The sequence below is a fragment of the Paenibacillus sacheonensis genome (assembly GCF_009909195.1).
Classification (GTDB): domain Bacteria; phylum Bacillota; class Bacilli; order Paenibacillales; family Paenibacillaceae; genus Paenibacillus_Z; species Paenibacillus_Z sacheonensis.
The window spans coordinates 40,540-52,406 of record NZ_JAAAMU010000030.1 but is presented as its reverse complement, the minus strand read 5'-3'; the positions used below and the strand labels follow the sequence as shown (position 1 = coordinate 52,406).

Genomic DNA, 11,867 nt, shown 5'->3' with positions numbered 1-11,867 from the left:
CGATGGCGGAGGGGAACCACGCGTACCCATCCCGAACACGACCGTTAAGCCCTCCAGCGCCGATGGTACTTGGACCGCAGGGTCCTGGGAGAGTAGGACGTTGCCAAGCACGATGAACCGACTGCAACTTGCAGTCGGTTTTTTGTTGCATTGACTTATTTGTTCTTGTCATTCCATAAAAAAACCAGCTACAGTCATCTGCACGTTTTGTGCATTTATCGATGATAGTAGCTGACTTCAGTTGCAGTGATTTTGAGAATCCCATCTCGCCTTGATTTGCGCAGCCTTCTGATCATGATGAAGCGCGGAGCCAAGAACCATATATGACTCATGGTAAGGCTGATCATGGTTGCTTCGTTAGCCCAGGGGTATAATAAACCGATTGCGCATAGCCCGAGCCAAAATAAATGTCGGTGCACTCTGCGGAAGAGTCCTAATTCCATATAAGCAACGGGAATGTATCCGATCCATACCCCGAGGACCCGCCAGCCCCACCGTCGATAATCCGGCTCATCCACGCGTATGAGCGTCAGCCGAATGATAAGGAAATGAATAAACTGACTGCAGAGAATCCCGATTCCGAGCGCTTTGACGCCATCTAGACGATACATAAGCAGCAGGAAGATCGCGAGAATCGCAATCGCACAGAGATAACTGCGATACAGTTCATCTCGAACGAGTATTTTTAGCTTTAGCTGATATTGATAGATCGTTACTTTATCTTGTTCGGCGAGCGTGCCCCTAATCATTTCGTCAGCGCCTTTCATTGTTCTACACCAAATATCGGATTTCGCCGTTGGAATGTGTAGACTTCCGTTCGAAAAGAAGTGCAAGCTATCCTTCACCAATCTAGGCGTTTCGACATAAACTGTATTACTATTTGAAATGGGCTATGAAAGCCGTATAGCTTGCTAGACTTTGTGGCATACTAGAGGAAATGACCTATTTTTGCTGGGTGAGGTGAAGCGAAATGACGGAAGAAACATCAAATGGTCTATGTATCATTTGCGGTCATGAGAAACAGGAAGGTATTCGAATTATCGATGGTTTTATTTGCGATACCTGCGAGCTTGAAATGGTTCATACGGAAGTACAGGATGCGAAGTATCCCTTTTTCATTCATCAGCTTAGACGGATTTGGCTCCAGAATAATGCATAATTCTCACACTAGATTGCAGCTGCGCTTATGATCCTTGATTTTCTCGTTGATTCGCAAGCGAGGAAGTTTAGGATTATTTTGTTTCTAAGCGCGGCAAGGTTTATGTCGCCCCCGGAATCCATTATGATGGTAGGATAGACGAGATGGAAGCCGGAGGAGCCCGTTATGACCGAACATAAGAAACCAACGTGGTACGCGCCACTATTTGATTCCCTATACGCCTTATATGCCTCTCATCCCGATAGTTATCATGTGCCGGGTCATAAATACGGGAAGTCTCTGGCGAGTGTACCTGGCTTGCCGGATCATGCTTTACACTCATTCAGAACCGTTATGGAGATGGATGTAACAGAGCTATCCATGACCGATGATCTTCACGCACCATCCGGCATTATTGAAGAAGCGCAGCATCTGGCTGCAGCCACGTTTGGAGCAGAACGGACATTCTTCCTGGTGGGCGGCAGCACGGCGGGGAACCTGGCGATGATTCTAGCGGCCTGCGAACCCGATGACTTAATCCTTGTCCAGAGGAATACGCATAAATCGGTCCTTAATGGACTGAAGCTATCGGGAGCCAGGGCGGTGTTCCTCATGCCGGAACGGGACTCCGATTATGGTCTTGACGCGGTTCCGTCACTCGCGGTAGTGGAACGGGCACTTCAGCAGTATCCGGAGGCCAAAGCGCTATTCCTGACTAACCCAAGCTATTATGGCCTGAGCGTAAATCTAGCTCCATATGCAGACCTCGTACACCGATACGGTAAAATGCTGCTCGTAGACGAGGCTCACGGCGCACATTATGGACTTCATTCGGCGTTTCCGCAATCGGCTCTTCAGGCTGGCGCGGATGCCGTCGTCCAGTCTACCCATAAGACCTTACTAGCCCTTACAATGGGGGCTATGCTTCATATCCAAGGTGAACGGATAAACCAAGACGCTATCGCAGATGCGCTGCGCATGATCCAGAGCTCGAGCCCGTCCTACCCCATTATGGCTTCGCTTGATATTACCCGGGCAATGATAGACGGGTATGGCAGCGATATGTTTGAACGTGGATTAGCAGCCTCAATGGCTTTTCAACAGTGGGTCTCTGAGCAGGGTTCGATCGGCCTAATAAGGAAGACGACATATGGTACACAGTTGGATCCGCTACGCGTGCTGATTTATGACCGTACGGGTAGTTTGACGGGATTTGAACTGCAGAGAAGGCTGGAAACGTTCGGTATTTACGCAGAAATGGCTGATTCCCGTTATGTGGTGCTTCTCTTGGGTATCGGCGCTTCTATAGAAGAAGTGGAGCGGCTTCAACAAGCCTTAAGCTTGATTATGGTGGAAGTGGAGTCGAACGATTGTGCAAATGGTACTCGCATGGAATATAAACCTGTTTCATTGCAAGGCAGCCTATCCGAGCCGGTAAAATTCAATCGCATCGGTGCCAACCGTCTCAATCCTAGCGGAACGGAGCGTATTCCACTGAATGATGCAGAAGGACGATACGCGGCCGAGACCGTCATTCCTTACCCGCCGGGTATTCCTCTGCTCTATGAAGGAGAACGAATATCCGCTCATGCCATAACCATGATTACACAGCTGGTTGCAGACGGAGCCAGATGCCAAGGGGCGGTTGATCCCTCCATGCGAACAATAGCGGTTTCCGCCGATCGGTAGCGATTTACGCCTATGGTTGGCTTTGATATGATAAGGGTATTAACAGACAGGACAAAAGGAGTACGGCAGTGGAAAAAGGATGGTTTCTGACGATTGAAGGCGGAGAAGGCGCAGGGAAAACAACGTTGATCGAGCAGCTCGCCAAGACCCTTCGCAATCAAGGCAGGCAAGTACTTACGACAAGAGAACCGGGCGGCATTCCGATTGCGGAACAAATTCGCGGGATTGTGCTCGATAAGGAAAATACAGAGATGGATGCCCGTACGGAAGCGCTGCTTTACGCAGCTGCGCGACGCCAGCATTTAGTAGAGAAGGTGCTGCCTGCTCTCGCAAGAGGGGAGATCGTCATCTGCGATCGTTTCATCGACAGCAGCTTGGCTTATCAGGGGTATGCACGCGGCCTTGGCATTGCGGAAGTCCAATCCATTAATGAATTCGCGATTAGCGGACATATGCCGACGCTCACGTTCTGGCTTGATATATCGCCGGAGGCCGGTTTGGCACGCATTCACGCAGGCGAGGGCAGAGAAATCAACCGGTTGGACTTGGAGGGGCTCTCGTTCCATGGGGCGGTAAGAGAAGGCTATAGGCAGCTGATGACGAAAGAGCCTGAACGGATCAAGCGGATTGATGCGGAACAAGCGCCAGAGTATGTTCTGAGGGACGTCGTTACGATCTTAAATGCGCGAATTTAAAGGATTAATCGCATTCCGCGTCAAATAATTAAGAAGAGTCGATTTTCAATGAAACCGCATGACCTGTGGTTTCTTGAAGGAATATGGGAGGGATTAGGATGAAATTAGTTATTGCGATTGTTCAAGATAAGGACAGCAATCGACTGTCGAACGCACTCGTAAGAGAAGGTTTCCGGGCAACGAAGCTTGCAAGTACCGGCGGATTTCTGCGTGCTGGCAATACGACATTCATAATCGGGATCGAAGACGAGCGGGTTCACGAAGTGCTGAACGTCATCCGTTCGAACTGCAAGGTCCGTGACCAGCTTGTTTCTCCTGTATCCCCAATGGGCAGCACGACCGATTCCTATATTCCATTCCCGGTAGAGGTTCAGGTTGGCGGCGCGGCAGTATTCGTCGTTCCTGTCGAGCGTTTTGAACATTTCTGAATGGGCGTGAATGAGCAATGAAAATCAATCCCGGATGGCGTCCTCTAGGTGCCGATCGATCGCGGCCGGATTCCGGCGCACGACCTGTCGTCATGAAAAGTTTTTCCGACGTGATGAACGTGCAGGACGAACAGCGGACGATCGAGCAGCTGCAGGAAAAGCTGAAGGATATTCATAATCAAGGCGAACGACTGGCGCGTTCGATGACGGTCAGAGAGCTGAAGCTGTACCGCCAAATGGTGAAGCAGTTTCTTGAAGACACGGTTCGCCGCGGCGTAGGCATGAAAGAAACCCGAGGCTTCGACAGGCGGGGCCGTACGAAGCGCTACAAGCTGCTGGAGGAAATCGATGCCTCGCTCGTCCTGATGGGCGAGGAGCTGCTGGAGAGCGAAGACGGGCGTCTTAAGCTGCTGCAGTCGGTAGGCGATATTCGCGGCATGCTGATTAATTTGTTTTTTTGATAAAGAAGGGATTCCTGATCTATGAGCATCGCACAAGTTGCCGGACAATCGAAGGCGAAACGCATCCTGCAATTTGCGCTGAGCAGCGGCAAGGTGTCGCATGCCTACTTATTCAGCGGACCTCCGGGGAGCGGGCGCACGAAAATGGCCATGGCTTTCGCGAAGGCGCTGTTCTGCACGGAAGGCGGTGACGATGCCTGCGGCCACTGCTTGGAATGCCGGAAGTTCGAGCACGGCAATCAGCCGGATCTGCATATCGTCGAACCGGACGGCAATTCGATTAAAATCGATCAAATTCGCGAGCTCCAGCGCGAGCTCGCTTATCGAAACCTAAATACGGCCCGAAAAATATACATCATGCAGCGGGCGGAGAGCATGACGCTGCAAGCTGCCAACAGCCTGCTGAAGTTTCTCGAGGAGCCCCAATCGCCGGTCGTGGCGATTCTGCTTACCGAGAATGGACAAGCGATGCTCCCCACCATTCGGTCGCGCACGCAGCTCGTGCCCTTCATGCCGCTGGCACCGAATGAGATGCTGCAAACGCTCGTCGATGAGGGCCTTCCCCAATTGCCTGCGCGCGCCGCCGTTCATTTGGCCTCGGGACTGGACGCATGCCGGGCGCTTATCCAGCAGAATGGGTTTGCAGAAATGAGAAACGTAGTGATACAATTGGGAAAGGACAGTCTAAGCCGGTTCACCGCGGCAATGATGTCCTTGCAGCAGCAAATCATGAAGACGGAGCTTGGTGAACAGCCGCAGCTTCTTTTGTCTTTGTTGACGCTGTGGTACAAAGATATGATTCATTTTCAAGCAGGAAGACATGAGTCGCTCGTTTTTATAGATCAGCTTGATTGGATTGGCAAGCATGCCTATTCACGCCCGGCAGAGGGCTGGGTGGCATGTATGGAGTACACGCTGGAAGCAGGCAAGCGCATCCGCGCGCACGTGTCGGCGCAATTAGCGCTCGAACAGCTGCTGATCCGCGTACAGGAGGGGTGAATAATTGTATACCGTCGTGGGTGTCCGCTTCAAGAAGGCGGGCAAGATTTATTACTTTGATCCCGTCGATTTCCAGGTGGAAAAGGAACAGTACGTCATCGTGGAAACCGCAAGAGGGATCGAGTACGGAAAAGTAGTCGTAGGACCCAAACAAGTCGGTGAATCGGATGTGGTCCTTCCGCTAAAGAGAGTCATTCGGATTGCGGGTGACAACGATGCGAAGATCGTCGAAGAGAACAAATCGGCGGCACGCAACGCGTTTGCAACCTGTTTGGAGAAGATTCGGGATCATCAGTTGAAGATGAAACTGGTCGATGTCGAATTCACGTTTGACCGCAATAAAATCATTTTCTACTTTACGGCCGAGGGACGGGTCGATTTCCGCGAGCTGGTGAAGGACTTGGCGAGCGTATTCCGCACACGGATTGAACTTCGCCAAATCGGCGTTCGCGACGAAGCGAAGATGCTGGGCGGGATCGGCCCTTGCGGACGCGTGCTCTGCTGCTCGACCTGGCTGGGTGACTTTGAACCCGTATCGATCAAGATGGCCAAGGATCAGAACTTGTCGCTGAACCCAACGAAGATATCCGGGTTGTGCGGACGTCTGATGTGCTGCCTTAAGTACGAGCACGACAATTACGAAAGCATCCGTGAAGAGCTTCCCGCAATAGGCAAGATCGTCGTCACCTCCTATGGCGAAGGCAAAGTAACGGGTATCAATGCCGGTACCAAATCGGTCTATGTTCAATTGTTCGAGGTCGGCGGCAAACCGAAGGAATTACCGATGGATGACGTCGTCATCAAATAAGGCCAGCAGGCCACGTGAAATCCGAAGCTGTATAGCCTTGGGGTGGAAACTTGAAAAAAGACATTTTTAGCGAAATCAGCAATTTGGAAGCGCATATGGGCAGTTTGTATACGGAGCTGGGCTCGATGAAGCAGAAGATTAAAGCGCTGCTTGAAGAGAATAACCGGCTTAGCATAGAAAATGGACAGCTGCGCAAAGTATTAAAGCGGGAAACCGCGGCGTATACGCCGAAGACGGAACCCGTGATCGTGGAAGATGCAGCGGCCGAAGATGCCGGAACGAACGATGAACCGGTAGTGACGGGAGATTCGTCGGCAGTTGGACAGGGCTACGACAATTTAGCACGGCTGTATCATGAAGGATTTCATATTTGTAATTTGTATTATGGGCATTTGCGCACGGAAGGCGACTGTTTGTTCTGCCTCTCGTTTCTCAATAAAGATTAATACGAACATCTACGCTGCCGACGAATGGCGCGGTTAGTTTACAAGACCCTCTAACACAGGGTCTTGTTTGCATATAATAGAACGAACAGACTAAGGAGCATGAAGACGTGGTTAAAGAAGTGGCATTGAACCCGGGCGAGAGGCTCGACGATTTATTGACCCATCAACTACATATCATTCAAAGCCGGGACGTGTTCAGCTTCTCGATGGACGCCGTATTGCTGGCTCGATTCGCGGCTGTGCCGCCCCGCGGCAAAATCCTGGATCTATGCAGCGGCAATGGGGTGATACCACTGCTGCTGACAACGAGGACGAAGGCGGCGATCGATGCGGTCGAGATCCAGCCGCGTTTGGCGGATATGGCACGGCGCAGCATAGCGGCGAACGAACTAGAGGATCGTATAGCGGTGTATGAGGGCGATTTGCGGGATTTTCATAAAAAGATCGGGCAAGGCATCTACGATGTCGTTACGGTTAATCCGCCTTATATGCCGGCTGGAACGGGCGATCAGAACGAGAACGAGCATTTTGCGATGGCTCGCCATGAACGCAACGGCACGCTGAACGATATTGTAGCCGCTTGTGCAAGGCTCGTCCGAACGGGCGGGCGCGTCGCCATGGTTCACCGCCCTTCCAGGCTGGTCGAAATTCTGGAAACGATGCGTAAATGGAAGCTGGAACCGAAACGAATGCGCTTCGTTCATCCAAGCAGCGATTCGGAGGCCAACATGGTGTTAATCGAAGCAGCCCGAGATGGCAAGCCGGAGCTGCGGATGCTGCCGCCTCTTATCGTGTACAATGAACAGCGCGTATATAATGAAGAATTAATGCAGATCTACTATGGGGATCGCACGGGTAAACCCGCGGGAACGGAGGGAGACGGACAATGATCGTACAACGCAGCTTTAAGGACGGAGACGGAGAAGCGCAAGGCACGCTGTATCTGGTCGGTACGCCGATCGGCAATTTGGAAGACATGACGTTTCGGGCGATCCGCATTCTCAAGGAAGTCGATCTGATCGCCGCTGAAGACACGAGGCAGACGCGCAAGCTGCTTGCTCATTTCGAGATCGGTGCCAGGCTGGTCAGCTATCATGAACATAATAAAGAGGCCAGCGGTCCTGAGTTGATTCGCTTATTGGAAGCGGGGCAATCCATTGCGCTCGTGAGCGATGCAGGCATGCCGGCCATCTCGGATCCAGGAGCGGATCTGGCTGCGGCTGCGGCTGAACGCGGACTGAAAGTCGTACCGGTTCCTGGTGCGAATGCGGCATTGTCGGCGCTGATCGTCTCCGGATTGCCGACGGATCGATTTCAATTTGCGGGTTTTCCGCCGCGGGACCGTAAGCCGCTTGTGAACTGGCTGAATCAGCTGCAGCGCCAGGAAGAAACGTTGATCTGTTACGAGTCTCCGCATCGCATAGCAAAAACGCTGCCGGTCATACTGGAGCAATGGGGAGATCGAAGAATCGCGATGGTTCGGGAACTGACCAAGCGGCATGAAGAAATCGTGCGCGGCACGATCTCGGAATGCATCGCTTGGCTGGAAGAGCACCCGCCTATCGGGGAATACTGCCTTGTCATTGCGGGAATAAGCGGTGAGGAAGCAGCGGCTGCGCAGCAGGAGGAGGCATCGTGGTGGATTCCGCTTAGCATCGAGGATCACGTAGCGTACTATGAAGCGCAAAACGGCGATCGAAAAGAGTCCATCAAACGCGTGGCTTCGGACCGGGGGCTGCAGAAGCGGGACGTATATAATGAAGTGATGAAAAAATAAAAAAAGACCTCCCTGGCCGGATGGCACAGGAAGGCATCAAGGAGTATGAAAAAGGTTAGAATTAACAAATTGGATAATTTCATTATAACCTATAATTCTGGATTTGTCTCTTATTTTGTAATAGGAGTTGGCATTTCCGTCAAACAAACATTGCAGACGATTTTTCCTTTGAAATAGGCTACGTTCTCGGCATTGCCGCAGAAGATGCAAGCAGGCTCATATTTCTTGAGCATGATCCGCTCGCCGTCCACGTAAATTTCCAGGGCGTCCTTCTCCCCAATGCCGAGCGTACGGCGCAATTCAATCGGAATCACTACACGGCCGAGTTCATCAACTTTACGAACGATACCAGTGGATTTCATCATAACTATTCATTCCCCTTTCATAGTATTAAGTCGCCAATATTCGACAAAATTCTATCAATGAATGTCTTAATAATACCAACGATTACCAAAATAGTCAACATGCCCTCCATGGCGATCAAGGGCTTATGTAACCACTATTTCTTTAGAATAAGGCATTTGTCATTACTTTATATAGTACAACAACCACGTACATATTGGAAATAGTATTGTGACAGAATTCGACAATAGTTCGACAATTATGTCGAAATACCGAACGATGGGAGCGTGTAGAAATGACAGTTAGTCGTGCAAAGGATCGTCTTCCCGAGGAGAAGGTTTTTAAAGACCCGGTCCATAAGTACATCTATGTACAAGATGAATTGATCTGGAATTTGATCAATACGCGCGAATTTCAACGCTTGCGCCGCATTCGTCAGCTGGGAACTTCGTATTTGACTTTCCATGGCGCGGAACACAGTCGATTCTCGCATTCTCTGGGTGTCTATGAAATTACGCGCAAAATCATCTCCCAATTCGAGCGAAGCGGATATCCCGGCTGGCCGAAGGAGGAGAAGCTCGTAGCTTTATGCGCCGCCCTGCTTCATGATGTCGGTCACGGGCCGTTCTCGCACTCCATAGAAGACGTGTTCGACACGCATCATGAAGCTTGGACATGCCGCATTCTTCTGGAGGATACCGAAATCAACCAGGTGCTGCGCGAATATGATGCTTCTTATCCGGAGCGGGTTGCTGCGGTCATTTGCAAATCCTATCATGAACCGATCGTGGTGTCGCTGGTATCCAGTCAAATGGACGCAGACCGAATGGATTATTTGCTTCGCGATGCCTATTATACGGGCGTCAATTACGGGACTTTCGATTTGGAGCGGATCCTGCGTGTTCTGCGACCGTATCAGGGACAAATCGTCGTCAAGGAAAGCGGCATGCACGCCGTCGAGGATTATCTCATGTCCCGCTACCAGATGTATTGGCAGGTGTATTTTCATCCCGTGACGCGAAGCTCCGAGATCATCCTAAAGCAAATTTTCCGCAGGGCGAAGGAACTTCATGGAGCGGGCTATGCGTTCACCTGGATGATGTCGCCGCTCGAGAAGTTAATCTCGGGGACTATCGATATCGAGGACTATGTCGCACTGGACGAAGCGCTCGTGCAAACCGCCTTCTCCGCATGGGCCGGCGAACCCGATGCCGTGCTTTCCGATCTGTGCCGCCGCTTCTTGAATCGCAGGCTGTACAAGTATATAACCATGGATCAAGCCGACGAAAAATTGTGGCAGGAAATTCGCAGTCAGTTTAGCGCGGTGGGCCTTCATCCCGAGTATCACCTGGAAATTGACTTTCCTTATGACATGCCCTACCATGTGTATCGTCCAGGTTCATCCGCAAAGGCGGAAAAAGAGGAAAAACCGCCGATCCTGCTGTTGTCGGGCGAGGACCAGCTGTCGGAAATCTCCGGACGTTCCGACATTGTCCGTTCCATTACAGGTATTCACCAAGGGAAGTATCACCTGTATTACCCGGAGGAGCCGCTTCGTGAATCAGCCCATCGGCTGTCCGCGAATATACGCGAATTATTTGCTTTAATGTAGAAAGGGGTTACGAAAAAGATGTTATTAATCGACACGCATACGCATTTGGACTCGCATAAATTCGACGAAGACCGCGCCGAGGTCATCAAACGGGCACAAGAGGAAGGAATCCATAAGCTGATCAACATCGGATTTAACCGGGAGACCATTCCGAGCACAATGGCACTTGCCGAGCAGTACGCCTTCATCTATGCCGCCGTCGGCTGGCATCCCGTGGACAGTATTGATATGAAGCCGGAGGATTTGGAATGGATCGCCTCGCTATGCGATCATCCGAAGGTGGTAGCCATTGGGGAAATCGGGCTGGATTACCATTGGGATACCTCGCCGAAAGACGTTCAACAACGCGTGTTCCGGCAGCAAATCGCACTCGCCAAAGAGAAGCGCAAGCCGATCGTGATCCATAATCGGGACGCGCACGAGGACGTGGTCCGTATTCTGCGCGAGGAAAAAGCGAGCGAGGTCGGAGGCGTCATGCACTGCTATTCCGGCAGCTGGGAAACGGCCAAGCAATGCCTGGACATGAACTTCTATATTTCGTTCGGTGGACCGCTTACATTTCAAAATGCACGGGTCCCGAAAGAGGTAATGGCCAAGGTGCCGTTAGACCGATTATTGATCGAAACGGATGCTCCGTATTTGGCTCCTCACCCCTATCGCGGAAAGCGAAACGAGTCTGCTTTCGTCCGTCTTGTAGCAAATACGATGGCGGAGATTTTAGGTAAATCTGTAGAAGAAATTGGGAAGATTACAACGGAAAACGCGATGAAATGTTTTGGAATCTCATGAAATCAAGGCAAATAGTAAGCATTTGGATGAAATCCGGTGAAAAAAGTGATTTTTGATCCAAAAATCACGTGATTTTCTCGTAATTTTCCTTGAAATTCACTAAAATCGTCATTAATCAGTTCTTTACAATGTGCAGCGCTAGACTGTATGATTCATCTCAGAGCAACAAAACATGTATTCCATTTCCAAAATAATCGCTTAATCTCCGGTAACCGGAGAGCGGGGGAACCAATTGTTGAAACTGTTTGTATCATTTCGGACAGCGGAGACATTGAAATTCTTCTTGGGGTGAATTTCGCAGAAGGGCGCTGGGGTATCAAGCGTCGCGAGCGAATAGGGCGACTCTCACGCCCGAATCCGACAGCTAACCTCGCAAGCGTCCATAAGAGAGATCAACCTCGTGCATGCAACTCTAGCTGCCATTATTCAATGGGAAGCCACGAAACAGATCCTCTGTCGTCGGCTTCTTTTTGTTTGAATATTGCGTAAACTGACGACATAGGGTGTATATCGTGAGGAGGAGCCGGGGCGAATTGCCGAAAATGCGTGCTTGCACGCAAATACTCAATAGTCGCGTCTAAGTATCATGCGTAACAAGGCGGCGGGGCTATGTAAGGAGGACCGATGAAGTGGGAGAACTCCAGCTTAAGGACACCCATGGGAAACGATCATCCAGCATGTCT

At 50.9% G+C, this 11,867-nt stretch carries 14 protein-coding genes, 1 rRNA gene and 1 riboswitch; of the genes, 13 read left to right on the top strand and 2 right to left on the bottom strand.

Annotated features, from left to right (window positions below):
* A 5S ribosomal RNA gene (gene rrf, locus GT003_RS30700) occupies positions 1 to 109 on the top strand; the annotation flags it as partial.
* Between the two features lie 106 nt (positions 110 to 215).
* Here the strand turns inward: rrf and GT003_RS30695 are convergent.
* Positions 216 to 767 (bottom strand): transposase, encoded by a 552-nt coding sequence (locus tag GT003_RS30695; RefSeq protein WP_161705236.1) that lies wholly within the window; start codon positions 765 to 767, stop codon positions 216 to 218.
* Positions 768 to 970: 203 nt separating this feature from the next.
* Between GT003_RS30695 and GT003_RS30690 the strand changes: the two genes are divergently transcribed.
* The 10 genes from GT003_RS30690 (at position 971) to rsmI (ending at position 8,441) form a co-directional block, all read left to right on the top strand.
* On the top strand, positions 971 to 1,159 hold the full coding sequence (locus tag GT003_RS30690) for a sigma factor G inhibitor Gin (protein WP_161705234.1): 189 nt from the start codon (positions 971 to 973) through the stop codon (positions 1,157 to 1,159).
* Positions 1,160 to 1,324: 165 nt separating this feature from the next.
* The gene (locus tag GT003_RS30685; RefSeq protein ID WP_161705232.1) at positions 1,325 to 2,827 is read left to right on the top strand and encodes an aminotransferase class I/II-fold pyridoxal phosphate-dependent enzyme; all 1,503 of its coding nucleotides are present in this window, start codon (positions 1,325 to 1,327) and stop codon (positions 2,825 to 2,827) included.
* Positions 2,828 to 2,895: 68 nt separating this feature from the next.
* Complete coding sequence (tmk, locus tag GT003_RS30680) at positions 2,896 to 3,522, top strand: dTMP kinase (RefSeq protein ID WP_161705230.1); 627 nt, start codon at positions 2,896 to 2,898, stop codon at positions 3,520 to 3,522.
* 98 nt (positions 3,523 to 3,620) lie between these two features.
* Positions 3,621 to 3,950 carry a cyclic-di-AMP receptor gene (locus GT003_RS30675; RefSeq protein WP_161705228.1) on the top strand — a complete coding sequence of 110 codons (330 nt, stop codon included), beginning with the start codon at positions 3,621 to 3,623 and terminating at the stop codon, positions 3,948 to 3,950.
* Between the two features lie 17 nt (positions 3,951 to 3,967).
* Positions 3,968 to 4,411 carry a YaaR family protein gene (locus GT003_RS30670; protein WP_161705226.1) on the top strand — a complete coding sequence of 148 codons (444 nt, stop codon included), beginning with the start codon at positions 3,968 to 3,970 and terminating at the stop codon, positions 4,409 to 4,411.
* 21 nt (positions 4,412 to 4,432) lie between these two features.
* On the top strand, positions 4,433 to 5,410 hold the full coding sequence (holB, locus tag GT003_RS30665; protein WP_161705225.1) for a DNA polymerase III subunit delta': 978 nt from the start codon (positions 4,433 to 4,435) through the stop codon (positions 5,408 to 5,410).
* Positions 5,411 to 5,414: 4 nt separating this feature from the next.
* Positions 5,415 to 6,218 carry a PSP1 domain-containing protein gene (locus GT003_RS30660; protein ID WP_161705223.1) on the top strand — a complete coding sequence of 268 codons (804 nt, stop codon included), beginning with the start codon at positions 5,415 to 5,417 and terminating at the stop codon, positions 6,216 to 6,218.
* A gap of 95 nt (positions 6,219 to 6,313) precedes the next feature.
* Positions 6,314 to 6,664: an initiation-control protein YabA gene (locus GT003_RS30655; RefSeq protein WP_161705246.1), complete on the top strand. Its 351-nt coding sequence runs from the start codon at positions 6,314 to 6,316 to the stop codon at positions 6,662 to 6,664.
* A 107-nt stretch (positions 6,665 to 6,771) separates the two neighbouring features.
* A complete protein-coding gene (locus GT003_RS30650; protein ID WP_338046042.1) occupies positions 6,772 to 7,554 on the top strand; it encodes a tRNA1(Val) (adenine(37)-N6)-methyltransferase in 783 nt (260 codons plus the stop codon).
* Positions 7,551 to 8,441 carry a 16S rRNA (cytidine(1402)-2'-O)-methyltransferase gene (rsmI, locus tag GT003_RS30645; RefSeq protein WP_161705221.1) on the top strand — a complete coding sequence of 297 codons (891 nt, stop codon included), beginning with the start codon at positions 7,551 to 7,553 and terminating at the stop codon, positions 8,439 to 8,441. The genes GT003_RS30650 and rsmI overlap by 4 nt, the downstream gene beginning before the upstream one ends.
* Positions 8,442 to 8,551: 110 nt before the next feature.
* Here the strand turns inward: rsmI and GT003_RS30640 are convergent, their stop codons facing one another.
* Positions 8,552 to 8,806, bottom strand: a complete 255-nt coding sequence (locus GT003_RS30640; protein ID WP_161705218.1) for an AbrB/MazE/SpoVT family DNA-binding domain-containing protein — start codon at positions 8,804 to 8,806, stop codon at positions 8,552 to 8,554.
* A 272-nt stretch (positions 8,807 to 9,078) separates the two neighbouring features.
* On the opposite strand from GT003_RS30640, the gene GT003_RS30635 reads away from it, so the two are divergent.
* Both GT003_RS30635 and GT003_RS30630 read left to right on the top strand, forming a co-directional pair.
* On the top strand, positions 9,079 to 10,395 hold the full coding sequence (locus GT003_RS30635; RefSeq protein WP_161705216.1) for an HD domain-containing protein: 1,317 nt from the start codon (positions 9,079 to 9,081) through the stop codon (positions 10,393 to 10,395).
* 18 nt (positions 10,396 to 10,413) lie between these two features.
* On the top strand, positions 10,414 to 11,184 hold the full coding sequence (locus GT003_RS30630) for a TatD family hydrolase (protein WP_161705214.1): 771 nt from the start codon (positions 10,414 to 10,416) through the stop codon (positions 11,182 to 11,184).
* A gap of 185 nt (positions 11,185 to 11,369) precedes the next feature.
* Positions 11,370 to 11,578: riboswitch (cyclic di-AMP (ydaO/yuaA leader) on the top strand.
* Positions 11,579 to 11,867: the final 289 nt, after the last annotated feature.

Coding starts and splice junctions, on each gene's coding strand:
- GT003_RS30695 (WP_161705236.1), bottom strand. CDS start 767: ATGAAAGGCGCTGACGAAATGATTAGGGGCACGCTCGCCGAACAAGAT.
- GT003_RS30690 (WP_161705234.1), top strand. CDS start 971: ATGACGGAAGAAACATCAAATGGTCTATGTATCATTTGCGGTCATGAG.
- GT003_RS30685 (WP_161705232.1), top strand. CDS start 1,325: ATGACCGAACATAAGAAACCAACGTGGTACGCGCCACTATTTGATTCC.
- GT003_RS30675 (WP_161705228.1), top strand. CDS start 3,621: ATGAAATTAGTTATTGCGATTGTTCAAGATAAGGACAGCAATCGACTG.
- GT003_RS30670 (WP_161705226.1), top strand. CDS start 3,968: ATGAAAATCAATCCCGGATGGCGTCCTCTAGGTGCCGATCGATCGCGG.
- holB (WP_161705225.1), top strand. CDS start 4,433: ATGAGCATCGCACAAGTTGCCGGACAATCGAAGGCGAAACGCATCCTG.
- GT003_RS30655 (WP_161705246.1), top strand. CDS start 6,314: ATGGGCAGTTTGTATACGGAGCTGGGCTCGATGAAGCAGAAGATTAAA.
- rsmI (WP_161705221.1), top strand. CDS start 7,551: ATGATCGTACAACGCAGCTTTAAGGACGGAGACGGAGAAGCGCAAGGC.
- GT003_RS30640 (WP_161705218.1), bottom strand. CDS start 8,806: ATGATGAAATCCACTGGTATCGTTCGTAAAGTTGATGAACTCGGCCGT.
- GT003_RS30635 (WP_161705216.1), top strand. CDS start 9,079: ATGACAGTTAGTCGTGCAAAGGATCGTCTTCCCGAGGAGAAGGTTTTT.
- GT003_RS30630 (WP_161705214.1), top strand. CDS start 10,414: ATGTTATTAATCGACACGCATACGCATTTGGACTCGCATAAATTCGAC.